Below are 22,338 nucleotides of genomic sequence, written 5' to 3' on the forward strand. Positions count from 1 at the left end.
CCCTGAATGATGATTTCGTGCTTTCAGGATTTCCACGCTAGTTTGAGCGGAAATCAGCGTCAATGAGACGTTCCGGTGTGCGGAACCTGTCCCGGATTCGCGCACCAGCTCTTCACGATGTGCGCCAAATGTGAACGCAGGCTCCCGCGCGAGCCGCGAATGCCGAGGTTCAGGTGACCGAACTGCGGCCTTCCGCAGCACCGGGGAACCGGTGACCTGCGGCGTGGCGGACCTGCGGACCGCAGCGGCGCTGTGGATGTCCACAGTCACACGACATTGCGCTGCCCCTACACTCGCTCGAAGTTGAGCGACGGCTTCACCGCCGCACTGGAAGCTTTGTGAAAACAGATTCGCCTGTCACCGGTCAGCACCGGTTGCACGACTTGACACCGCACCGCGACAACAGGGACAACGCATGGCGATCGACATTTCCGGCACGCTCGTGGACGCGATCAACTGCGCACCCGGTGACCGCGGTCGGATGTTCTTCCCGGAGTCCACGACCGTCCTGACCCGTGCCGAACTCGGCCCCAGGGCCAACGGCGTCGCCGCCGCACTGCTCGCCGCCGGTGCCGGACCCGGCGAGGTGGTCGGCGTGCTGCTGCCCGCTGTTCCGTCCTTCCCGCCGGCGCTGCTCGGCGTGCTCACCACCGGCGCCGCCGTCAGCGTGCTACCGCTGCCCGCCGTCGCCCACGACGTCGACAGCATGGCCGACGACCTCGCCGCGTTCATCCGCACCGTCGGCATCCGGCACGTCGTGACCGGTGACCTCTTCGCCGCCGCGCTCGAACCGCTGCAGCGCCGGTGCCCCGGACTGCGCGTCGTCAACGCCGACCGGTGCCCGCCGGCCACCCGCGTCCCGACCACGCACACCCCCGGACCGGATGACCGCGCCGTCGTGCAGTTCACCTCCGGCACCACCGCCCGGCCGCAGGGCGTCGTGCTGTCCCACCGCGCCGTCCTCAACGGCGTCCTCGCCCCGGTCGCACGCTGCGAGCTCACCCCGGCCGACGTCGGCTACCAGTGGCTGCCGCTGTTCCACGACTTCGGCATGATCGGTCTGCTGATCTCGCTGTGCGCCGGGTTCGACACCCACCTCGTCTCACCGGCGGCGTTCATCCGGCGCCCGGTGGACGCGTTGCGCTACCTCGGCGAGCACGGCGTCACGATCTGCACAGGACCGAACTTCGCCTACGACCGGCTGGCCGAAGCCGCCCGCACCGCGGAGCTCGACGGGCTCGACCTCGGACGCTGGCGCCTGGCGCTCAACGGCGGTGAACCGGTCTCCCCGGCCACGGTCCGCGCCGTCACCGAGGTGCTGGGCCGGCACGGCCTGCCGGCCAGCGCGATGACCCCGGCTTACGGCATGGCCGAGTACTGCGCCGGCATCACCATCGACCTGCCGGCGCTCGCACCTCGCACCATCACGCTCGACCGGGCCGCGGCCACCGACGGCCGGGTCGTGCCCGTCACCGGGGACTCCGGCTGGACGATCGTGTCGCAGGGTCCCCCGTTGCCCGGCACCGAAGTGAGGGTCGTCGACGCCGGAGGCACCGTCCTGCCCGAGGCCGGCGTGGGCGAAGCTCCAGGTGCGTGGCCCCAGCCTCATGGACGCCTACCTCACCGATGCCCCTGCAGCCACCTCAGGGGTCCTGGACGACGGCTGGCTGCGCACCGGCGACCGGGGCTTCCTGCTGGGCGGGGAGGTGCACGTCGCGGGCAGGCACAAGAACATGATCATCGTGCGTGGCCGCAACGTCCACGCCGAGGAGGTCGAGCACGTCGCCCGGCACGTGCCGGGCGTCTACCAGCGCCACTGCGTCGCGGTGGCCGACCAGGAAAGAGAGCGGGTGGTCGTGGTCGTGGAAACCGTCGAAACCGACCGGGCGGCGGTGGCCGAGGGCGTGCGGCGAGCCGTCGGTGAACGCCTCGGCATCACCGACGCCGACGTGCGCACCGTCGACCGCCGCTGGCTGCCCCGCACCACCAGCGGCAAGTGGAAGCGCGACGAGCTCCGCCGCCGCCTGTTCGGAGAGGAGAACGCGGCATGACCGGACCGGTGCACGGCAACGAGTCCTCCGCGCTGGCCGTGGTGGTCCAGGAGCTCGCCAGGGTGCTGGAGATCCCCGCCGACCAGTTGTCGCCGGACGACCGGCTCGCCTACCTGCCCAACGTCGACTCGCTGCGGCTGCTGGACGCGATCACCGCCGTGGAGAACACGAGCCGCGTCAAGCTCAGCGAGGACGACCTGGTGACCGCGCGGACGGTGGCGCAGCTCGCGGCGCTGGTCGAGTCCGCCGAGGCCGCGGCTGTGGAGAGGGACCGGTCATGAGCTTGCCCACCCTGGTCTCGCTGCCTGACGACGACACCAACACCGCCTACTACGCGCGACTGCGTGAAGCCGCATCCGTGCAGCGGGTGCAGCTGCCCAACGGGTTCCCGATCTGGCTCGTGACCAGGTACGACGACGTGCGGGACTGCCTGCGCGACGAGCGGCTCGCCGTCGACCCCCGGCTGCTGAGCTCGCCCGAGCACAAGTTCGGCGGACGGCGCGTTCCCGAGGACACCCTCAGCTCCACGGGACGGCACATGCTCAACACCGACGGGGCCGAGCACCGCAGGCTGCGGTCGCTGGTCAACGCCGAGCTCTCCAGCGGTGCCGTGGGTCGCTGGCGCGCGACCGTCGACCGCATCGTGCACGAGCAGCTCGACCACCTCGAGCACCAAGGCGCCGCCGCGGGTGGCGGGCCGGTCAACCTGATGACCGCCTTCGCCAACCAGGTCCCCGTCACGGTGATCAGCACCGTGCTCGGCCTGCGCCCCGCGGACACGCCGGTCGCCGCCGCGCTGCTGCGCGAGCTGCTGTCCAGCAAGCCCACCGACAGCCCCGAGATGATCGGCTATTACCACGAGCTCGTCGACCTCGTCCTCGCCACGGTCGAACACCGCAGGAACGACCCCGGCGACGACCTGATCTCCATGCTGCTCGCCCGGTCGGAGTCCGTCGGGGTGCGCGACCTGCTCAGCACGGTCATGGCGCTGTTCGTGGGAGGACCACCCACCACCGCCACCGCCATCGCCCACGGCGCCGCCACGCTCGGCGCCAGGCCGGACCTGCGTGCTGAGGCCCTGGGCAGCGAGGCGTCCACCGCGCGGATCGTGGAGGAGCTGCTGCGCCACCACCCGCCGTTCCAGTTCGCGATCTGGCGGTTCGCCACCGCCGACGTCCGCGTCGGCGACGTCGTCATCCCGAAGGACGCGACCGTGCTGCTGTCGCTTGCCGCTGCCAACCGCGATCCTCGTGTCTACGACGATCCCGACGTGGTCCGTTCCCACCGCGACGGTGAGCCCAGCCACCTGTCGTTCGGCAGCGGCGTACACCGCTGCATCGGCGCGCCGCTGGCCCGCATGGAGATCACCGTCGCGGTCCGCTCGCTGTTCCTCCGCTTCCCGCGGCTGCGGCTCGCCGTCGACCCGCACGAGCTGTGCTGGAGCGACATGGTGTTCGACCGCAGGCTGGAGTCGATGCCCGTCGACCTCGGCGGTGTGCGCGCATGAGGGTGTCCGGACGGGTGCGCATCTCCGCCGCCACGACCTGGCTGCCCGCAGGACGGTCCCGCGCCGCTGATGCGGTCACGGCGGGCACGCTCAGCGACATCGACGCCCGGTCGGCCGTCTGCCACGAGGTCGCGGTCGCCGACGGGCAGCAGGCGTGGCAACTCGGCCTGACCGCCTGCCGAGACGTGCTCCCCACCGCCGGGATCACGCCGGAGGAGATCGGTTTCCTCGCCTACGCGGGCATGTCCGCGACCGACGAGGAACCCGCGTCCCCGGCACACCGGCTCGCCGCCGCGCTGGGGACCACCCACGCCGTCGCCGTCGGCCTGAGCCAGATGTCCAGCGGCGGCGACGCGGCGCTGCACGCCGCCATCACCACCCTGCTCACCGAACCCGACACCCACCACGCTCTCGCGTGCACCGGCACCGACACCCGCGAGCTGCCCTACGACCGCTGGCGCACCGCGCCGGAGGTGGTGCTGGGCGACGGGGGCACCGCCGCTCTCCTGCACCGCGACCGGGGCCCGCTGGCCGTGCTGGCCACCGGCCGGGCCGGCAACCCCCGGCTGGAAAGCGCCTTCCCCCGGTTCCACCCCTTCCGGCCGCTGCCACCCCCGCTCGACAACAGCGCCGCCCTGCTGGAGTTCCGCACGACCGCCCAGGAAATCCGCACCACCGTCGCCACAGCGGTGCAGCGAGCGCTGTCCGACGCCGACCTGCACGACGCCGATCGCATCCAAGTCGTCTGCACAGCGCGGTTGCGTCCGGACACCATCAGGTACACCGTGCTCCCGGTGCTGCCCGAAGCCGTGCGTGACCGTCTCGTGGTGTTCGGGGACACCACAGGTCACCTCGGTGCAGGCGACACGATCGCCAACCTGGACGACCTCCTCCGCCTCGACGGGTTGGCCATCGGCGACTGCGCCCTGCTCATCGGCCTCGGCGCCGGGTTCACCGCGACCGCGCTCGTCGTCGAGCGGTGCTGATCGTCCGTCCACAACAGACAAACGGGCGCACGCTCCGGTCGAACCACGCTCTCCCGTCCTCCCCAGGTTGCTGTTTGCGACAGACTGTCGTAATGTTTGCGACAGATCGTCGTAAACATGCAGACCACGGGAACGGGGACACATGACCACGCTGAACGATCGGGCCGAGCTCATCGAAGTGATGAGCCACTACGCCGACATCGCAGACCTGAAGGAGTTCGACGCGCTGCCCGGCAGGGTCTACACCGACGAGGTCTCGTTCGACTTCTCGTCCGTCACGGGCACTCCGCCGATGACGATCGCCTTGAGCCAGTACGTGGAAGTCCTCCGTGCGAGCTTCGCGGCGTTCAAGGCGACGCACCACGCCATCACCGGTCATGTCATCGAGATCGACGGCGACAAGGCCAGGATTCACGCCCACGTCCGCGCCGAGCACTGGCTGCCGGAAGAGCTCACCGCCGATGGCGCCGGTCCGTGGCTGGTGGTCGGCTTCTACGACAACGAGGCGATCCGCACGCCGGAGGGCTGGCGGCTCACGCACGTCACGCTGACCGCGATCCACCAGGAGAACCAGCCCCGGCTGCCGGACGCCGTGCCGACGGCGTAGGACGAGGTCATCCGGCCGGAGCCGGCTTTCCGAGGAGAACGAGCAGATGCCGCGGATCAAAGCCGCCACCATCGAGGAACACCACGAGGTGGTGTGGGCCGACCTCACCGAGGCGGTGCGGCAGCTGCTGCTCGAACGCGACTACGACTCCATCACCATGGGCCACATCGCCGCGCAGGCAGGACTCGCGCGCAACACCCTCTACAACTACGCCGGCGACAAGCGCGAGCTGGTCCTCGAACTGGCCCGGCGGGCCGGCCGCCCGCTGGCGCACCAGGTGTCCGCGATCGCCGCACGCTCCGCGGAACCGGCTGCCGGCAGGATGCTCACGATCATCGAAGCGATCCTGTCGGCCTCCACGAACCACGCCATGCGCCTGATGTTCCTCCCCAACTCCACACCGCTGGTCGCCGAGCTCCCAGCAGGGCGGGAGAACCCGTTCACCGCCCTTGTGACCGAGGTGGAGAACGTCGTCCGCGACGGCATCGGCACCGGCGAGTTCCGTGCGGTCGACGACGTCTCGCTCACCGTCGACCTCCTGACCGGCGCCGTCCGCGCCGGCATCCACCGGATCAGCAGGGACCCCGGCGCACTTCCCATGACCGTCCACGCGGTGCAGCACGTCGTCCTCGCTGCGATCACCCGCGAACAAGGCTGATCCCGGCTCCGCAGAGAGCACGTCCACCAGTTCCACCGATCACCGCACGGGTGATCGGTCGCCATCGGCTGTCCTGAGAGGAATTCACCATGAAGGTCATCGCCTATGCGGCCCGCACCGCCGGCGGCGCCTTGCAGCCCTACGAGTACGACTCGGGACCGCTGGGGCCCAACGAGGTCGACGTGCGCGTGACACACGGCGGCATCTGCCACACCGATCTCGCCGCCATCGACGACGAGTGGGGCCTTGCGCGGTTCCCGGCCGTGGCCGGACATGAGGTCGTGGGCGAGGTGGTCGCCATCGGCTCCGCCGTCGACGAGGCGGCGTTGCCGATCGGGCGGCGCGTCGGCGTCGGCGCACTCGCCGGGTCGTGCTTCCGGTGCGAGTCGTGCCTCAGCGGGCGCACCAACCTGTGCCCACGTCGCGACGCCCTGGTGCTCCGCGGCGACCGCGGCGGCTTCGCCCACCACGTCAGGGCGAGCGATTGGCGCCACGTCCACCCGATCCCCGACTCGATGCCGTCCGAACACGCCGCACCGCTGATGTGCGCCGGCACCACGGTGTTCTCACCGCTGCTCGCCAACCGGGTACTCCCGACGCACCGCGTCGCCGTCGTGGGCATCGGCGGCCTCGGCCACCTCGCGCTCCAGTTCTTGACCAGGTGGGGTTGCGCGGTCACCGCCATCTCGACCACCAAGGACAAGCAGGCCGACGCCGAACGCTTCGGCGCCACGGACTTCATCGCCTCCCGGGAGCCAGGAGCCCTGCGGGCGGCAGCCGGCTCGTTCGACTTCGTGCTGTCCACCGTCTCCGGTGACCTGCCCTGGGACGACTACCTGGGAATCCTTGCTCCACAAGGCCGTCTCTGCATCGCGGGGGTGCCGGAGCGGCCCATCTCCGTGTCGGCCCTGGGATTGGTGTCCGAGGCGAAGGAGATCACCGGAGGCATCGTCGGGACGGTGACGGAGACCCGGCAGATGCTCGACTTCGCGGCCCGCCACGCCATCCGTCCCCAAGTGGAGACGTTCGCGCTGACCGACTTCGAACAGGCACTCGACCGGGTTCGCAAGGGCAACGTGCGCTATCGCGCCGTCGTCGACTTCACCTGAGAACAGCCCACGCCACTCGTATCACGTCAAAATTGACGGTCTTGTTGTTCCACAAGGCGGAATGACGCCTTGTTCACCACTGACGCGAGGGCAATATTCGGAGAGAGCACACCGATGAGGGAGTTTTGTGAACCAGCAAAGCGCCGACCCGGTTTCTCTTCGCCGGTCACGGCGGTCATCTCCCGGGCGCCCTGCACGAGTCGGCGACCGAGATTCCGGCACCGTCCGCCGACGGGCTTCTCCCCGAAACACACCTCCGGAGGTCAAGGTATGACGCGCGTGGTCATGGCAGCGATTCCCTTTCCCGGACACGTGAACCCGCTGCGCCCCATCGCCGCCCACCTCGTGGCCCGGGGGTACGACGTCACCTTCGTCACCGGCACCAACCTGCGCGACGCGGTTCTCAGCACGGGCGCCACCTTCCACCCGCTCAAGGGGCACGCCGACTACGACGGCCCGAACGTGTACCAGACCTTCCCGCAGCTCGTCGCCGCCGCGCCCGGTGTCGAGCAGATCTCCGTCTACCTCACCGAGGTGCTGGCCAAGCCCATGCGGGAGCAGCACGAGGCGATCCAGGAAGTTCTTGCCCAGCAACCGGACACGCCCACGGTCGTGCTGCACGAGATGTACTTCACCGGTCTGTGGCCGATCCAGCTGGGCGCGCCGGGCATCCGGCCCGCGCGGGTGCTCGGTCTCGGTGTCACGGTGCTTCCCCTGTACAGCGTGGACACGGCGCCTTTCGGGATGGGTCTGCCGCCCGACGCGTCGCCGAGCGGACGGGAGCGCAACGCCCGGCTCAACGCGGAGGTGCGCGCGGCGTTCTCCTCCGCGCAACGCCTCGCGGAGCAGCTGGTCCGCGACTGCGGCGGCACCGGCACGCTGCCGTCCTACTTCGACGCCCAGGTCGTGGTGCCCGACGAGTGCCTGCACCTGTCCATCCCCTCCCTGGAGTACCCGCGCAGCGACCTCCCCGGCTCGGTTCGCTTCGTGGGCGTGCCGTGGGAGGCCGACCACCAGGACGTGCCGCTGCCGCAGTGGTGGGACGACGTGCTCAACGCCGACAAGGTGGTGCTCGTTTCGCAGGGCACCGTCAGCAATGACGACTACTCCGAACTGATGCTGCCCACGATCGAGGCCCTGGCCGGCCAGGACTGCCTCGTGATCGCCACCACCGGCGGCCGTCCGGTGAGCGACCTCGGCGCCCTGCCGGACAACGTGCGTGCCGCGGAGTACATCCCGTACACGCAACTGCTCCCGCACGTCGACGTGTTCGTCAGCAACGGCGGGTTCGGCGGGATGCAGATGGCCCTCAGCCGCGGTGTGCCGCTCGTCCTGGCGGGCGAGACCGAGGAGAAGAAGGACGCCACCGCGCACGCCGCGTGGACCGGCGCGGCCATCAACCTCGCGACGGGCCGGCCGCGCGCCTCTGACATCGGCGCAGCGGTGAACGAGGTGCTGCGCGACAACAGCTACCGCGCCGCCGCGCAACGGCTGCAAGCCGAGTACGCGGAGTACGACGCGCTTCGCACCATCACCGAGATCGTCGACAGTGCGGGTAAATCCCCGATTTCTCAGGAAACCGGTCCGGTCGGCGATCTCCTCCACTCCTGACCTGCGGGACGCCGGGAACGTTCGCGCGGGACCGGCGCACCAGGTGAGGCCTACCGACACTCAGCAGAACGGCATGTGAAGATGCACATCTCGCGCACCAGCGAGCGTCACCGGCAGAACTTGCTGGCGGAACTGCTCTCCGACGACAAGGAGCTGATCACGGCGTTGGAGACGACGCTCACCGAGAGCGACGTCGCGGGCAACGTCGAGAACTTCGTCGGCGCCGTACCGGTACCCCTCGGGCTTTGCGGTCCCGTGCTGGTCAACGGGCAACACGCCGCAGGCGAGTTCGTGGTCCCCATGGCAACGCTGGAGGGCACCCTCGTGGCCTCCTACAGCCGCGGTGCGAAGATGCTCAAGGCGTCGGGGGGCTGCGAGGTCGTCGTGACGGCCGACCGCTTCCTGCGGGGCATCCACTACCGGGTGAGCAGCCTCCGCGCGGCGCAGGACCTCGTGACGTGGTGCCGGACCCAGGAGCAGGTGCTGCTCGCCGTGGCGGAGAGCACCAGCGGTCATCTGCGTGCGCAGCGCCTCAGCTTCGACCACGCCGGCTCCACCGTGCTGGTCTCCGTCGAGTTCACCACCGGTGACGCCATGGGCAGCAACATGGCGAGCAAGGCGATCGCCGCGGTCTCGGAGCACGTCGTCCGGCACAGCGGCATCGAGCTGGAGGAGTTCCTGCCGTACCCGGAGGACAAGAAGCCCATCCCGGCACGCCTGAAGGGCAAGTCGGTGACCGCTCGGGCGGTTCTCCCGGCGGACGTCGTGGCTTCGCAGGGGCGGACGGACGTGCTGCGGCTGGACCGGTACGTCCAGGCCTACCGGAGCACGCTCGCGCTGCACGGCAGCTCATCGCTCAACATCCACGTCGCCAACGGCATGGCCGGCCTGTTCCAGGCGTTCGGGCAGGACATGGCCTACCTGGGCGAGTGCGCGAAGGGAATCGTGGACTCGCGCGTGACGAGCAGTGGCGACTGGGAGGTCTCCCTGACGCTGCCGACGCTCGTCGTGGGGACGGTCGGTGGCGGGACCGGCCTGCCGGCCTTCCAGGCGACGCTGGGAATGGTCGGCTGCGCCGGCGCCGGCAAGGTGGCCAAGCTCGCCGAGATCATCGCCGCGGTGTTGCTGGCGGGCGAGGTCGGTTGCGCGGTCGCCCAGTGCGCGAACGAGTTCGTCTCCGCGCACGAGTCACTGGGGCGCAACCGTCCGGACAGGTCGGACTGAGCTCCCACGTCGAGCTGGACGCGGGTGGTGACCGGCAGTGCGGTCACCACCCGCGTCCAGCTCCCTCATCGTCTCGGCACGACCTCGAACTGGCCCATCATCGAGTGGGTCGCGTGGTCGAGGAAGTGGCAGTGGAACGGGTACCGGCCGAGGTGGGAGTCGAACGTCGCCTGGATGCGGACCACGTCGCCGGGGAACAGGCGGACGGTGTCCTTCGGGTATGAGTCGTAGGCGGGCTCGGGCTTGCCGTTCCGGTCGAGGACCCTGAACTGCACGAGGTGCAGGTGCAGCGTGTGCTGGATGCCGAGAGCGGCGTCGTCGTTCACGACCTCCCAGATCTCGGTCGAGCCGTGCTCGATCGTCGCGTCCACGCGGTCCGGGTCGAACCCCTGGTCGTTGATGACGAACTGGCCGCGCTCGAGGTCGAGCCGCAGGACGAAACGGCGGGTTCTCGTGACCCGGCCGCGCAGCGGGTCGTGCGCCGGCCATCCCGGGATCTGTCCCCCCACCGACGGAACCCGCGCGCGGGACCAGCCGGGGATGGCGATCTCCGGCTTGGCCCACGCACCCCCGTCGCCGACCCGGAACTGCAGGACGTCGCGCTTGTCCTCGGACAGGGCCGCCACGTTCTGCAGCGCGATGGCGGTGCCCGGCGGAACCGACCGGAAGTCCACCAGGACCTCGGCGCGCTCCGCCGGCCAGACGTCGACCTCCTGCCGCGCCGCAGGCACGCGCAGGAAGCCGCCATCGGACGCGATCTGCAGGAACGGCGCTCCGGTGGAAAGCCGGAACTTGAACATCTCCAGGTTCGAGCCGTTGATCAGCCTGAGGCGGTACAGCTTCCGCTTGACCTCGAAGTAGGGCTGCGGCCGTCCGTTGACGAGCACCGTCGGCCGGTTCAGGAAGTCGTCCGGCACGAAGACGAGCTGGCCCCTGCTGTCGAACTTCGCGTCCCTGAGCATGAGGGGAACGTCGAACTCGCCACTGGGCAATGGAAGCAGCGCGTCCACGGGGTCCGACAGCAGGTACGCGCCGGAAAGGCCGCGGTAGACCCGTTCAGCTTCGAGGTGGTGCGTGTGGTCGTGGTACCAGAGCGTCGCGGCCCGTTGGTCGTTCGGGTACCGGTACTCCCTGGACCGGCCGGGTGCGATCGGGTCCATCGGATGCCCGTCACTCGACGCCGGGACGTCCGCGCCGTGCAGGTGGACGGTGGCGGGGCCGGACAGGCCGTTGAACTGCCGGACCACGACGGCGCGACCGCGCCGGGCGCGGAGGGTGGGGCCGGGGAAGCTCCCGTTGAAGGTGAGCGTCCTGGTCCGGATGCCGGGGAGGACCTCCAGCTCGGTCTCCGCGATCCGCATGTCGTAGAAGTCGGTGTCCGCCGTGCTCCGCGTGGGCTTCAGCACCGGGGGGATCGACAGCGGCAGTGAGAAGGGCGGCACCTCCGGCGGATCGTCAGAGAACGCGGAGGCCAGCTGCTTCGCCGGGAAGACCAGGGCCGCGCCGACGACGGAACCGAGTTTGATCGCATCTCTTCTGTTCAGCACGTCGATCACCTTCAGGGAGTCGGGGGGCGATCCGCGGGTGGAGGGCGACCGCGGCCAGCAGGGAGAGCACGAACGAGTGCTGCAACACGGTGATCGCCGCGGACATCGTGTTGCCGCGTGAGATCGCGTTGCCGACGGTGAGTCCCGCGAGGGGGATCGTCACCGAGGCGCTGAGGACGGCCGCCGTCGCCGCGAAGACCAGCGCGGCGGTGATGCGCCTGGTCGCCGCCCACCGCCGGGTGGCGGCGCCGGCCAGCACCACGATCGCCATCGTCACGTGCGCGGCGAGCAGCGTGATGCCGACGAAGTTGGGGACGGCGTGCGCAACGACGGCGGGAGGCGGGGCGAGGGCCCCGCCCCCTGTTCCCGCGTGGTGCCCGGCACCGGCCGGCAGGAGGGACGACTGCCGCGGCCTGACGTCCAAGTAGGACGACCAGTCCCGGATCTGCCAGGCGACGACCGCCGCGAGGACGATCGCGAGCAGAGCCAGTGGAGTCGTGGGCCGGCCACGGCCCGATGATGACGAGGACGCGGGCCGGAGTGCGAGTTCGTCCTGCATGGAGCCGCCTTTCCCGCCCGCGTCCTTCGGATCAGTACATCGTGTTGGGGTTGGCCGAAGTCGGCGGAATCGGCTGCAGGACGGCCCAGTGTTCCAGCAGTTTCCCGCCACGGACGCGGTACAGGTCGACACCTACGCCGTTCTCCATGTCGAACAGCTTCTCCAGGTGGACGAAGACCGCGACCAGGTCTCCCTCTGCGACGACGGTCTTCACGTTGGCGCGGTAGTCCGGCTGCGCGGCGTACGCGGCGTGCAGGAACTGCTGCAGTGCCTCGGTTCCGTTCGGGACGTCCGGGAAGTGCTGGTAGTAGGTGTTGTCCCCGATGTAGCGGTCCAGCGCCCGGAGGCGGAGCTCGTCATCGGGCTGGTTGACGATCTCGGAGAAGGCGGCCCGGCCGAGGCGTTCGCTTTCGGCGTCCGTGGCGAACGGCAGCGACTGGGAGATCTTCGGCGAGCTGAGCGTGGAGAACATGTCGTTGCCGATGCTCACCGGCCGGACCGCCTCGTTGACCTCCCAGTGCTCGGCGATCCTGCCCCGGTCGAGGCGGAAGAGGTTGATCTTGGCGACACCCGCGTCGCCGGGCTTCCCTGCGAAGTGGCTGTGCACCACGACCAGGTCGTTCTGGGCGATGGTCCGCTTCACGGTGAAACGGAGGTTCGGGTTCTGGTTCCGCAGGCCCGCGTGGTACGCCCGGAACGCGGCCCGGCCGTCTGCGATCGCCGGGTAGTGCTGGACGAGGTCAGGGCGCACCACCCTGTCGAGGTGTCCGAGGTCCCCGCGGTTCAGCGCGGAGTAGAGGCCGAGGACGACCGCCCTGTTCGCCCTTTCCTTCGGGGTGGCGATCGACTCGAACGCGCCTTGCCGGTGCTGGGTGGGTGCGGCGGTGACGGCCGGGCTGAAGGCGGCGATCACGGTGACGGAGAGGATGACCGGCACCACCGCACGCCAGCGGGTCCGGGATCGGTAGGTCCTTTTCGGCATCTTGGTTCTCGCTTCCTGCGATTGTGGAAGATGTGACTGCGCTAGGGCCGCACGAGCACCTTGGTGGCCGTGCGTGCGGCCATCGCCTCGTAGCCGGACGCGATGTCGTCCAGGCTCACCGCCTTGTCGAAGATCGAACCGGGGTCGAGCGTGCCGGCCAGCACCCGTTCGGCGAGTTCGGGGAGGTAGGCGCGGGCCGGTGTGAGACCGCCGGTGAGGGTGATTCCGCGGAAGAAGACCGAGGTCACGTCGCCGATCGGCGGGCTGCCCATCACGCAGGCGGTGCCGCCGGTCCGGCACAGCGCGAAAGCCGTGTTCTGCGCCTGCGGACCACCACCGCACTCCACCACCACATCGGCGCCGAGCCCTTGGGTGGCCGCGCGGACGAAATCGACGGACTCGGCATCGCTTTCGGGTCCCTGGGCTCGGAAGGTGTCCGTCGCACCGAAGTCGCGGCCCTTGCCCAACCGGGATTCGTGCCTGCCCACGAGGATGATCCGGCCTGCTCCCGCTTCCCTCGCCGCGAGCACGGCGCACATCCCGACCGGCCCGTCACCGAGGACGGCGACCGACGAGCCCGGCGTGACCCGGCCCGTCCGGACGGCGTGCAAGCCGGTCGCCATCGTGTCGGTGAGGGCGAGGAGCGAGGGCAGCCGTTCGTCGTCCTCGTCCACCGGCACCGCCACCAGGGTGGCGTCGGCGAAGGGGACGCGGACCGCCTCGGCCTGTGCGCCGTCACCGTCCACACCGAACATGCCACCCGCGGCGCAGGCGCTGTGCACACCGGCCTGGCACGCCGAGCAGGTTCCGTCGGCGAAGTTGAACGGCGCGACGACCATCATCCCGGGGCGGAGTGTGGCGACCTCGGTGCCGACGTCTTCGACCACGCCGACGAACTCGTGCCCGCAGCGAGGACCGGTGACCGGACCGGGAAGCCCGTGGTAGCCGTGCAGGTCCGTGCCGCAGATCCCGGCGACGACAACGCGGACGACCGCGTCACCGGGTGCCCGGAGCGCCGCGTCGGGGACTGTTTCCACGGTCAGCTCGTGCTTTCCGCGCAGGACCGCAGCCCTCATGAGCACACCTCTCGTCGGCTTGACCTGATCGAACCCGGCCCTCCCGGCAGCACGTCGTCCGTCCGGACGTACCGGCCCGACAGGTGGTCCGCCGCGCCCGTGACGACGGAGACCAGCGCGGCCGCGGCGTCCTCGGCGGCCGTGAAACGCCCTGACCGCCGGGCCTGCAACGTCCACGTCAGGATGTCGTCCTCCCAGCGGTTCCCCGTCCGGCCGCGGTCGAGGTGGGACCGGGTCATGCCGGCGTCGACCAGGCCGGGGTCGAACGCCACCGCAACCCGTGCGGAGCAGGCCAGCTCCCCGGCCAGGCTCGCTGTCACCGAGATCAACCCCGCCTTGGCGGCCGCGTAGGCGCTGGCGTGCGGCCAGCCGACCGCGCCGGCCCGGCTCACCACGTTCACCACGCGTCCGGTGAGCGAGGGCAGCACGGCCCGCGTCACCCGCACCGACCCGAAGAACCCGACTTCGGAGGCCCGCCGCCACTCAGCTTCATCCACCGTCCACAACGGACCGATCGGCCCTGCCACACCCGCGTTGTTCACCAGCACGTCGAGGCCACCCAGCTCGGCCACGACCTGGTCGACCCCGCGGGCCACCGAATCGTCGTCCGTCACGTCCAGGCACACCCAGGTCGCGGTTCCACCGGCTCGCCGGATTCCGTCGGCGGTCTCCTCCAGGGCGTCCCGGTCGCGGCCGGCGACGGCGACGGACAGCCCGGCGGCGGCCAGCGCCTGCGCGAACGTCCGTCCCAGCCCGCGTCCGCCGCCGGTGACCAGCACCCGCAGCGCCGGAGGCCGCAACCGCTTGCCGGTCGAGGAACGCGGGATCGCCCGTACCCGCTCGATGGCCCGCACCCGTTCGTGCGGTGCGACGCGGTCCGCGACGTGGGCCGTGATGTCCGCGAGGGGCACCGGCTCGGCCAGCACGACGTAGGCCTTCGGGACCTCCCCCGCGACCGGGTCGGGCACGCCCACGACGCAGGCTTCGGCCACCGCGGGGTGGCCGGTGAGCACTTCCTCCAGCGCGGCCGGCGACACCTGGTGGCCCTTGTACTTGATCAGCGACTTCGCCCGGCCGGTGATCCGCAGGAAGCCGTGCGCGTCCCGGCTCACCAGGTCGCCGGTGCGCAGCCAGCCGTCCGCGTCCGCCGACGTGCGGGCGATCTGCGGCCCGCGCAGCCACAGCTCGCCCGACTCCGGCTCCGTGCCGCCGGTGAACCGCACCTCGGTGCCCGGGACGAGCACGCCGGTGGAGCCGGGCGGCACCTCGACGCCGTCCGGGCTGAAGCTCACGCACCCCGCCTCGGTCATCCCGAAGCCCTGCACCACCGGGACACCGAGGACCGCGGCGCAGCGGTCGGCGTCCACCGAGGGCAGCGGTGCACCACCGGAGACGACCAGTCGCAGCGACGGCAGCGGCTGGCCGGTCGCACCGAGCTCGGTCACCACGCTCGGCACCAGGTACGCCAGCGACACGCCGTCCTCGGTGACGTCGCGGGTGAAGTCGGCGGCCGAGAACGGGGTCGCGCCGATGACCAGGGTGGCGCCCGCCCGCAGCACCGGGTTCATCGCCATCTGCATCCCGTAGACGTGCCGCAGCGGCGGCACCGACAGGACCACGTCGTCGTCGCGCACCCGGTGCAGGTGGGCGATCTGCCCGAGGTTGGCGGTCAGGTTGCGGTGCGACACCGGCACGAGCTTCGGTGCGCCCAGCGTGCCGCTGGAACTCATCAGCACTGCCGTGCGGTCGCCTCCGCGCGGAGACAGCGGCAAAGGTGGCGTGGCCACTGCCTCGTCCCACGGCGTGCCGTTCGGTGTGGGGGCGCCGACGCAGACGGTCGGCAGCGAGACCTCCGGCGGTCCGAGGGCCGTCTCCGCGACCAGTGCCTTGGCACCGGTGCCGTCGATCGCGGCGCGCCACCGCTCGGCGGTGTCCCGCGGGTCGAGCGCGAGCACCACGGCACCGGCCGCGAGGATGCCGTGGTAGGCGACCACGAACTCAGCGCTGTTCTCGGCGAGCACCACCACGGTGTCGTCATCGCCGACCCCCGACCGGCGCAACCAGGCCGCAAGCCCGGCGACGGCCGCGCGCAGCCGTCCGTACGTCCATTCGAGACGCCCGCCCCGCGAGCGGTCCACCACCGCGACCCGGTCGTCGTCCGCGGCGCCCGGCCGCAGCACGTGGTCGCCGAGGTGTGCGTCGGCGGGCACCTCCCAGGCCGCCGTCACGGCCGCACCGGCACTTCAGCGGCTCCCCGTCCGGTCCTCACCGCTCCCCCGAGCCCTTCTTGCGGGCCAGGGTGAGTCCGTCCGCGACGGTCAGCAGGACCGACTCGACGCGGTCGTCGTTGCGGACGTGCTCGTTGAACTCGCGGATGGCGCGAGCGTTTCCTTCCGCGCCGGGTGAGGCCGCCTCGCCGGCGTAGAGCACGTTGTCGGCCACGATCAGGCCGTTGGGGCGCAGCCGGGGCACGAGCTCTTCCCAGTAGGTGCGGTAGCCGGCCTTGTCGGCGTCGAGGAAGGCCAAGTCGATGAACGGCTCTTCCGGAAGGCCGCGCAGGGTGTCGGCGGCAGGGCCGAGCAGCGGGTCCACCCGCTCGGCGACACCGGCCCTGGCCCAGGCGGCGGTGGCGATCCCCGCCCAGCGGTCGGTCACGTCGCAGGTGATCACCCGACCGGTCGGCCCCACGCCCTCGGCCAGCGCGAGCGTCGAGTACCCGGTGAACGTCCCCACCTCGACCGCCACGCGGGCGCCGGTCAGCCGGGCCAGCAACGTGAGCAGCGCTCCCTGTTCCGGCGGCACCTGCATCTCGGCCACCTGGCCGAGGGCGAGCGTGGCGTCGATCAGTTCGCGCTGGACGTCGGTGAACGGCGGGAGCTGACCCCGGACGTACTCGAGCACCTGCGGGGTGAGCAGCACCGCCTTGTCGGGCTGTTCCGCTGTTGTCGTCATGCGTGGGCTCCGTCCGCGAGAGCCGCCTCGGCGATCGGGACGAGGCGGGCGATGTGCACCGGAAGGTCGGTCTGGAAGTGGTTCACCGCGTCGCGGTCGTAGATCGCGTGCACCGGCTGCGTCGCGAGGTCCGCCAGCAGCGCCGCCACCCGCGCCCGCAGCGCGGCGGTGAAGACGTGCGCGCAGACCTGGGCCCGGTCGACGAGGAAGAAGTCGTCGAGCAGTGCCTGCTCGTCCTCGGTGGGCGCCTGGTGGACGTCCCGCCCGGCATCGCGCAGCAGCGACCCGCCGACCGGCACGAGCCGGGCGGCCACCGTCATGTGCACGAGGCGGTTGAACTTCACCGCCGCCCTCAGCGCCGACCCCGGTGCGGGCCGCGCTGCGGCGAGCAGCGCAGCGGCGTGGCGGTGGTCGCGCGCCCACGTCCCGCTCAGCGCCGGGTGCCGCGCCGCCATCCGCGGCCGGATGACCGAGAGGTAGACCTCGGGGCGGCAGCTGCCCGAGTAGAGCAGCAGCGCCGAGTAGGTGTCGTGCAGGACGGCGGCCTCGTCGAGGTCACCGCGGCCGAGCGCGGCCGAGAGCAGCCGCCACACGCAGAAGGCACCGTGGTGGCCCAGCAACCAGCGGTACCAGGCGAACTCCGCCTCGCTGTCGGACGGCGGCGGGCCGACGGGTTCGTCGACGTCACCGGGGTGCCAGGCACACGGGGCGAGCGGGTTCTGCGGAAGCGGAACGGTGAGCCGGGGCAGCGGCGGAGCGGTCACGACAGCACCTCCGCGACGTGCTCGTCCAGCGCATCGGCAGCCGCGCGGATGTCCTCGTCGAGCGGACGGTCGTGGGTGATCGGCGCGACCCGCTCGGCCAGCGCCGCGACCAGGCCCGCGCAGTGCGGCGCGGTCGGCTCGCGATCACCGATGTGGGCGGCTTGGCGCACCGCGACGCCGAGGCAGCCGTGCAGCAGCCGCAGGAGGTTGGCCTGCTCGTAGGCGGTCAGCGCGGCTTGGGTGCCGAAGGGGACGACGTCCTGGTTGTGCAGGTTGGTGGGAATGCTCTGCATCGCCGCGGGCGTGCACGCCCGGCGCATCGCCACGACGACCGACGTCGCCAGCACCTGCAAGCCCTGGACCGCGTGCTGCTTGCCCGGCTCGGCCGCGAGCATCGGGGGCCGCCCTCCGTTGCGGCCGGGGTCCACCAGCAGGTCGACCTGCCGCTCCGCGAGGTTGCCGACCTGGGTCATCGCCGAGGACAGCAGGTCGGCGGCGAAGGCGGCGGGCTGGCCGAAGAAGTTCCCCCCGTGCGCGACGAGGTCTTCGTCCGGGAAGAACAGCGGGTTGTCGCTGACCCCGCGCAGGTCGTCGGCGACGGTCCGGGCCGACCACCCGGCCGCCGACCGGGCAGCGCCGAGCAGCTGCGGCGCGCACCTGATGCTGTAGGGCTCCTGCAGCGGCCGCCCCGCCACCGGCGTGGTTCCCCCGAGCCACCACGACAGCTCACGGCCGGCCGCTTCGGCCTCGGGATGACCGAACGCCTCCAGCAGGGACGGTGCCAGGAACGCGGGCGTAGCACCGAGCAGGTCGGCCAGTGCCGCCGTCAGCGCGACCGCGACCTTCAGGGAACGTTGCGCCGACAGCACCGCGAGCCCGGCGGCCGCCGTCGTCACCGACGTCCCGTTGACCAGCGCCAGCGCGTCCCGGCCGTCCAGCTCGAGCGGGGCCAGGCCCGCCGCGCGCAGGGCGTCGCCCGCGGGCATCCGATCGCCGTCGAAGTAGGCGTACCCGTGCCCGCGCAGGCTCTGCACGGCGTGCGCCAGGGGAACCAGGTCTCCGCTGGCTCCGACCGAGCCCCAGGTCGGTATGGCGGGGGCGAAGCCGCTGTCGAGCATCCGGGCCAGTGCGTTCACCGTGGACATCGACGCGCCGGACAAGCCGCGGGCCAGGGACCGCGCACGCACGAGCACCGCCGCGCGGGCGACGGGGACCGGCAGGTCGGGCCCCTGTCCGACGGTGAGGTGCTGCAACACGTTGTCGCACTGCGCGGTGCTGCTCTCCCGGCCGTCGAAGACGACCAGCGGCCCGAATCCCGTGGTGGCACCGTAAACCGGGCGTTCGGACCGCGCCAGGGTCGCCTCGACGAAGCGCCGCCCGCGCTCGACGTCCGCCACGACCTGTGCGGGCAACGTGATGCGCATCGGCCGAGCCGCGGCCTCCAGGTGGGCCAGCTCCACGGGAGCCGAGAGATCGAGGGTGGTGGTCGCGGAATCAATCGGGCTCATCGTGTCATCGCCCCTAGTTCGGCCGAAGTGGGTTGGAGCTCGTCATCAGCCACGTTGGTCAGGTCAGCGGCCGTCCGAAGTGGTCGCGCTGTTCACCGGAAGAGGTGGGCTGCCGTCGAAGCGACTTCCCACCTCGAGAAGCACTCTCACCCTGTCCGCGTAACGATTTTCGTCGCAAGTATGTAGCCGCGGAGCCGTCGCACAACCGGACATTCCAGCTACCGGAACGACGACCGCGAGCCGCAACGGGCCGACACTGTCCACAAGCGACTTCCGCGCGGCACTTCCCACAGTCACCTGTCGACCGCAGGGCGTTCGTCGCCGAACAACCGTTGCGGGAAAACGACTTCGTGGTGTAGAGCGGCCTCGACGCGACTGACCGGAGGGGTTGGCGACGATTCGATCACGTGTTGGTGGTACTTGCAGACGCCTGGGCAGCAACGAAGGGGAAGGGGGCGGACAAGGCTTCTGTCGGGGTGCTCAGCCGGCCGCCCGCGTGTCATCGCACTGCTCGCGCTGCGGCCAGTGCGCGCCGAAGGCCTTGAGCACGTTGGTCATCAGGGGCGAACACTGCGACCTGTGCCACGCCAGGGCGATCCCCACGTTCGCCCCGTCCTCGAGGGACCGGACCGTGATGCCCGACAAGGGGATGGAACGGGCGGACTCCGGCACCACACCGATTCCGAGCCCGGCTGCGACCAGCGCGAGGAGCGTCGGCATGTTCGAGACCACGTGCTTGCGCTTCGGGCTGAAGCCGGCCTTCAGGCACATCTGCAGCACTGCCTTGGCAATCCCTGCCTCCGGCTTCACCTCGGTGATGAAGGCTTCGTCGCGGAGGGCCGCGACGCTCAGCGACTGCCTCTCCGCGAGCGGGTGGTCGACGGGGAGGACGACGACCAACCGCTCGTCGCGGACGGGGAACAGTTCCACGTCCTCGCAGTGCACCGGCGGGTGCACGACCCCGAGGTCGAGCGTCTCCTCCCGGAGCCTGACGCACTGCTCCTCTGTCGAGAGGTCCGAGTGCACCTCGAACTCGACGCCGGGCAACCGCTTCCGGATCGTCTGGACGAGGAACGGCATGTGCGCCAAGGCGGCCGATCCCGTGAGCGCGATCCGGAGCAGTCCCGTCTGACCTTCTCCCAGCAGCCGGACGCCGTCGACCCCGGCATCGATCCGGCTCAGCGTGTTCAGGGTCTCGTCGAGGAAGAACCGGCCCGCCTCGGTGAGCTCCACCCGTCGCGTCGTCCGCGCCAGAAGGCACACGCCGAGCTCGTCCTCCAACTGCCGAATGGCGTGTGACAGAGCAGGCTGGGCCATGTTCAGCTTTTCGGCCGCCTGACCGAAATGACAGGTTTCGGCAACTGCGGCGAAGTACCTGAGGTGCCGGAGTTCCACCCTGCTCGCCATCAACAACCTCAATCACCCGGCCACAACAACGGCTCGCCGACTTCGCACTCCACGACCGGCAACAAAACAGCCTGTTCGAAAGTCTCGAACCGCCCGCGCAACTGCGGTGCGAGCCCTTCCAAACGATGACGTTCAGTTGTCAGCCAGCAACAGTATGTCCACTTCGACCGGGTGCCGCAACCGCTGGAGAATGTTAGCGCTCTCAATTCGGTGCACCGCCCGGCAAGCGGCCGACCTCGACAGATGACACACCTGTGACGAGCGCATCAGCAGACCAGCCGTTCGGAGCATCGACAGCGCAGACCGGCGCAGATTATTCGCGGTCAAACATCCGCTCTGCAGCACCACAGCAGCACACTCATGAATTAAAATCCGAATGATGCAACATCGATAAACCGGTCGAAAACCGGACTTGGACACGAGGGAAACGTGAAATGAAATAGGGACCGAGCCGCACCGCACCTTCTCCGCAGCGGTCACCGCACAGCTCTCCCGCCCGCCGACGAGCGGGGAGGAAAGCCTTGCCGGAGAACGAAAGTGAGGTCGAGTCCGGGACTACACCTTCGACAGAAGGCCCTCGAACGTCCTCACCACGTCGGCGAGCACCGGGGACTGCTTCGACCTGAGCCACGCCAGGGCCACCGGCACCATCGGCGCTTCGCTGAGCGGGCGGAACGTCACGCCCGGGACGGGGACCGAGCGGGCGGCGTCCGGCACCACGCCGATCCCGAGACCGGAGGCGACCAGTGCGAGGAGAGTCGGCATGTTCGAGACCACGTGCTTCTTCCGCAGGCTGAAGTCGGCGTTCAGGCACATCTTCATCACCGCGTTGGCTATGCCCGTCTCCGGCTTCGCCCCGGTGATGAAGGACTCGTCCCGCAGGTCCGCGATGCCGACCGACTTCTTCTCCGCGAGCGGGTGGTCGAGCGGGAGGACGACGATCAAGGGCTCCTCGCAGATCGGGATCAGTTCCACGCCGTCGGGAACCGGCGGGTGCACGACCCCGAGGTCGAGCGTCTGGTCACGGAGCCGGACGCACTGCTCCTCGGTCGAGAGGTCCGAGTGCACCTCGAACTCGACGCCGGGCAGCTCCCTGCGGATCGACTGGATCAGGAACGGCATGTGCGCGAAGGTGACCGAGCAGGTGAGCCCGATGCGCACGAGTCCGGACTGCCCCTCGTTCAGCAGCCTGACACCGTGGATGCCGGCGTCGACGCGCCCCAGCGTGTGCAGCGCCTCGTCGAGGAAGAACTTGCCGGCCTCGGTGAGCTCCACCCGCCGCGTGGTGCGGACCAGGAGGCTGACGCCGAGTTCGTCCTCCAATTGTTTAATCGCGTTCGACAGCGCGGGCTGGGCCATGTTGAGCCGTTTCGCGGCCTGACCGAAATGACACGTCTCGGCCACTGCGGCGAAATATCGCAGATGCCTGAGCTCCACCCTGTTGCCCACGAAGACCACCATTCACGTCGCGGCACCGGGCTGGCCGAAATCGACACCTTCGCATTCGACGACATCACCGGTCGCCAAAAACGCGACCGTCGGTTTCACTCACCCTCCGGTTGCCGGTTCACGACAGTATGTCCGCCACCGGAGGGCTGCGCAAGGTCTGGAACGTGAACGTTCTTGATTGAACTGCCTGGTCCAGGCGTTACGCTGATTCCAATTGACACGGAGATTCACCCTTTAGGGCTATCAAGATTCCGATCCAGAACCCCGTTGCAGCAAGAAACCAGAACGCCGACGTTCCTGACTGATGACGCAGTGCGACGACCGCGCGCGGCTCCGCGGTC

General features: G+C 70.2%; 21 protein-coding genes. 10 read left to right on the forward strand and 11 right to left on the reverse strand.

The annotated features are described in order from the left end of the window. Nucleotides 1–415 precede the first annotated feature (415 nt). The 8 genes from ACVDFE_RS30040 to ACVDFE_RS30075 all read left to right on the forward strand — a co-directional run bounded on the left by ACVDFE_RS30040 (nt 416) and on the right by ACVDFE_RS30075 (nt 6,918). The gene (locus tag ACVDFE_RS30040; protein WP_458432793.1) at nt 416–1,924 is read left to right on the forward strand and encodes an AMP-binding protein; all 1,509 of its coding nucleotides are present in this window, start codon (nt 416–418) and stop codon (nt 1,922–1,924) included. Beyond that, nucleotides 1,863–2,051: a hypothetical protein gene (locus tag ACVDFE_RS30045; protein ID WP_458432794.1), complete on the forward strand. Its 189-nt coding sequence runs from the start codon at nt 1,863–1,865 to the stop codon at nt 2,049–2,051. Before ACVDFE_RS30040 ends, ACVDFE_RS30045 begins: the two co-directional genes overlap by 62 nt. Beyond that, on the forward strand, nt 2,048–2,332 hold the full coding sequence (locus tag ACVDFE_RS30050) for an acyl carrier protein (RefSeq protein ID WP_458432795.1): 285 nt from the start codon (nt 2,048–2,050) through the stop codon (nt 2,330–2,332). Before ACVDFE_RS30045 ends, ACVDFE_RS30050 begins: the two co-directional genes overlap by 4 nt. Beyond that, a complete protein-coding gene (locus ACVDFE_RS30055; protein WP_458432796.1) occupies nt 2,329–3,558 on the forward strand; it encodes a cytochrome P450 in 1,230 nt (409 codons plus the stop codon). Before ACVDFE_RS30050 ends, ACVDFE_RS30055 begins: the two co-directional genes overlap by 4 nt. After that, the gene (locus tag ACVDFE_RS30060) at nt 3,555–4,544 is read left to right on the forward strand and encodes a beta-ketoacyl-[acyl-carrier-protein] synthase family protein (RefSeq protein WP_360384805.1); all 990 of its coding nucleotides are present in this window, start codon (nt 3,555–3,557) and stop codon (nt 4,542–4,544) included. The genes ACVDFE_RS30055 and ACVDFE_RS30060 overlap by 4 nt, the downstream gene beginning before the upstream one ends. 142 nt (nt 4,545–4,686) lie before the next feature. Further along, the gene (locus ACVDFE_RS30065) at nt 4,687–5,151 is read left to right on the forward strand and encodes a nuclear transport factor 2 family protein (protein WP_458432797.1); all 465 of its coding nucleotides are present in this window, start codon (nt 4,687–4,689) and stop codon (nt 5,149–5,151) included. Nucleotides 5,152–5,197: 46 nt separating this feature from the next. Further along, nucleotides 5,198–5,809, forward strand: coding sequence for a TetR/AcrR family transcriptional regulator (locus ACVDFE_RS30070; RefSeq protein ID WP_360384809.1), 612 nt, complete (start codon nt 5,198–5,200; stop codon nt 5,807–5,809). An 89-nt stretch (nt 5,810–5,898) separates the two neighbouring features. After that, the gene (locus ACVDFE_RS30075; RefSeq protein ID WP_458432798.1) at nt 5,899–6,918 is read left to right on the forward strand and encodes an NAD(P)-dependent alcohol dehydrogenase; all 1,020 of its coding nucleotides are present in this window, start codon (nt 5,899–5,901) and stop codon (nt 6,916–6,918) included. Nucleotides 6,919–6,944: 26 nt separating this feature from the next. On the opposite strand, the gene ACVDFE_RS30080 is transcribed toward ACVDFE_RS30075, so the two are convergent. After that, on the reverse strand, nt 6,945–7,088 hold the full coding sequence (locus tag ACVDFE_RS30080; protein ID WP_458432799.1) for a hypothetical protein: 144 nt from the start codon (nt 7,086–7,088) through the stop codon (nt 6,945–6,947). Between the two features lie 100 nt (nt 7,089–7,188). Here ACVDFE_RS30080 and ACVDFE_RS30085 point away from each other — a divergent pair, with 100 nt between their 5' ends. Together ACVDFE_RS30085 and ACVDFE_RS30090 are read left to right on the forward strand one after the other, a co-directional pair. Then, nucleotides 7,189–8,529, forward strand: coding sequence for a glycosyltransferase (locus ACVDFE_RS30085; protein ID WP_458432800.1), 1,341 nt, complete (start codon nt 7,189–7,191; stop codon nt 8,527–8,529). 81 nt (nt 8,530–8,610) lie between these two features. Next, complete coding sequence (locus ACVDFE_RS30090) at nt 8,611–9,753, forward strand: hypothetical protein (RefSeq protein ID WP_360384815.1); 1,143 nt, start codon at nt 8,611–8,613, stop codon at nt 9,751–9,753. A gap of 65 nt (nt 9,754–9,818) precedes the next feature. Here the strand turns inward: ACVDFE_RS30090 and ACVDFE_RS30095 are convergent, their stop codons facing one another. From ACVDFE_RS30095 to ACVDFE_RS30140, 10 genes are all read right to left on the reverse strand, one after another. Further along, on the reverse strand, nt 9,819–11,300 hold the full coding sequence (locus ACVDFE_RS30095) for a multicopper oxidase family protein (RefSeq protein ID WP_360384817.1): 1,482 nt from the start codon (nt 11,298–11,300) through the stop codon (nt 9,819–9,821). Next, complete coding sequence (locus tag ACVDFE_RS30100; protein ID WP_458432801.1) at nt 11,209–11,859, reverse strand: hypothetical protein; 651 nt, start codon at nt 11,857–11,859, stop codon at nt 11,209–11,211. The genes ACVDFE_RS30095 and ACVDFE_RS30100 overlap by 92 nt, the downstream gene beginning before the upstream one ends. Before the next feature lie 31 nt (nt 11,860–11,890). Beyond that, nucleotides 11,891–12,841 carry a nuclear transport factor 2 family protein gene (locus ACVDFE_RS30105; RefSeq protein ID WP_458432802.1) on the reverse strand — a complete coding sequence of 317 codons (951 nt, stop codon included), beginning with the start codon at nt 12,839–12,841 and terminating at the stop codon, nt 11,891–11,893. A gap of 41 nt (nt 12,842–12,882) precedes the next feature. Continuing rightward, on the reverse strand, nt 12,883–13,917 hold the full coding sequence (locus ACVDFE_RS30110) for a zinc-binding dehydrogenase (RefSeq protein WP_458432803.1): 1,035 nt from the start codon (nt 13,915–13,917) through the stop codon (nt 12,883–12,885). Beyond that, on the reverse strand, nt 13,914–16,145 hold the full coding sequence (locus ACVDFE_RS30115) for an SDR family NAD(P)-dependent oxidoreductase (RefSeq protein ID WP_458432804.1): 2,232 nt from the start codon (nt 16,143–16,145) through the stop codon (nt 13,914–13,916). Before ACVDFE_RS30115 ends, ACVDFE_RS30110 begins: the two co-directional genes overlap by 4 nt. A gap of 37 nt (nt 16,146–16,182) precedes the next feature. Next, nucleotides 16,183–16,869, reverse strand: a complete 687-nt coding sequence (locus tag ACVDFE_RS30120) for an O-methyltransferase (RefSeq protein WP_458432805.1) — start codon at nt 16,867–16,869, stop codon at nt 16,183–16,185. After that, nucleotides 16,866–17,633: an L-tyrosine 3-hydroxylase gene (locus ACVDFE_RS30125; RefSeq protein WP_458432806.1), complete on the reverse strand. Its 768-nt coding sequence runs from the start codon at nt 17,631–17,633 to the stop codon at nt 16,866–16,868. The genes ACVDFE_RS30120 and ACVDFE_RS30125 overlap by 4 nt, the downstream gene beginning before the upstream one ends. Next, entirely contained in the window at nt 17,630–19,141 is a 1,512-nt protein-coding gene (locus ACVDFE_RS30130) for an HAL/PAL/TAL family ammonia-lyase (RefSeq protein WP_360384831.1), read from the reverse strand. Before ACVDFE_RS30130 ends, ACVDFE_RS30125 begins: the two co-directional genes overlap by 4 nt. A gap of 480 nt (nt 19,142–19,621) precedes the next feature. After that, complete coding sequence (locus tag ACVDFE_RS30135) at nt 19,622–20,548, reverse strand: LysR substrate-binding domain-containing protein (RefSeq protein ID WP_360384833.1); 927 nt, start codon at nt 20,546–20,548, stop codon at nt 19,622–19,624. A gap of 555 nt (nt 20,549–21,103) precedes the next feature. Then, on the reverse strand, nt 21,104–21,997 hold the full coding sequence (locus ACVDFE_RS30140) for a LysR family transcriptional regulator (protein ID WP_360384835.1): 894 nt from the start codon (nt 21,995–21,997) through the stop codon (nt 21,104–21,106). Nucleotides 21,998–22,338: the final 341 nt, after the last annotated feature.

The organism is Lentzea chajnantorensis, assembly GCF_054300775.1.

Excerpts from the sequence above, each read along its gene's own strand:
- ACVDFE_RS30040 (WP_458432793.1), top strand. The coding sequence starts at position 416 with ATGGCGATCGACATTTCCGGCACGCTCGTGGACGCGATCAACTGCGCA.
- ACVDFE_RS30050 (WP_458432795.1), top strand. The coding sequence starts at position 2,048 with ATGACCGGACCGGTGCACGGCAACGAGTCCTCCGCGCTGGCCGTGGTG.
- ACVDFE_RS30055 (WP_458432796.1), top strand. The coding sequence starts at position 2,329 with ATGAGCTTGCCCACCCTGGTCTCGCTGCCTGACGACGACACCAACACC.
- ACVDFE_RS30060 (WP_360384805.1), top strand. The coding sequence starts at position 3,555 with ATGAGGGTGTCCGGACGGGTGCGCATCTCCGCCGCCACGACCTGGCTG.
- ACVDFE_RS30065 (WP_458432797.1), top strand. The coding sequence starts at position 4,687 with ATGACCACGCTGAACGATCGGGCCGAGCTCATCGAAGTGATGAGCCAC.
- ACVDFE_RS30070 (WP_360384809.1), top strand. The coding sequence starts at position 5,198 with ATGCCGCGGATCAAAGCCGCCACCATCGAGGAACACCACGAGGTGGTG.
- ACVDFE_RS30075 (WP_458432798.1), top strand. The coding sequence starts at position 5,899 with ATGAAGGTCATCGCCTATGCGGCCCGCACCGCCGGCGGCGCCTTGCAG.
- ACVDFE_RS30085 (WP_458432800.1), top strand. The coding sequence starts at position 7,189 with ATGACGCGCGTGGTCATGGCAGCGATTCCCTTTCCCGGACACGTGAAC.
- ACVDFE_RS30090 (WP_360384815.1), top strand. The coding sequence starts at position 8,611 with ATGCACATCTCGCGCACCAGCGAGCGTCACCGGCAGAACTTGCTGGCG.
- ACVDFE_RS30100 (WP_458432801.1), bottom strand. The coding sequence starts at position 11,859 with ATGCAGGACGAACTCGCACTCCGGCCCGCGTCCTCGTCATCATCGGGC.
- ACVDFE_RS30105 (WP_458432802.1), bottom strand. The coding sequence starts at position 12,841 with ATGCCGAAAAGGACCTACCGATCCCGGACCCGCTGGCGTGCGGTGGTG.
- ACVDFE_RS30110 (WP_458432803.1), bottom strand. The coding sequence starts at position 13,917 with ATGAGGGCTGCGGTCCTGCGCGGAAAGCACGAGCTGACCGTGGAAACA.
- ACVDFE_RS30120 (WP_458432805.1), bottom strand. The coding sequence starts at position 16,869 with ATGACGACAACAGCGGAACAGCCCGACAAGGCGGTGCTGCTCACCCCG.
- ACVDFE_RS30130 (WP_360384831.1), bottom strand. The coding sequence starts at position 19,141 with ATGAGCCCGATTGATTCCGCGACCACCACCCTCGATCTCTCGGCTCCC.
- ACVDFE_RS30135 (WP_360384833.1), bottom strand. The coding sequence starts at position 20,548 with ATGGCGAGCAGGGTGGAACTCCGGCACCTCAGGTACTTCGCCGCAGTT.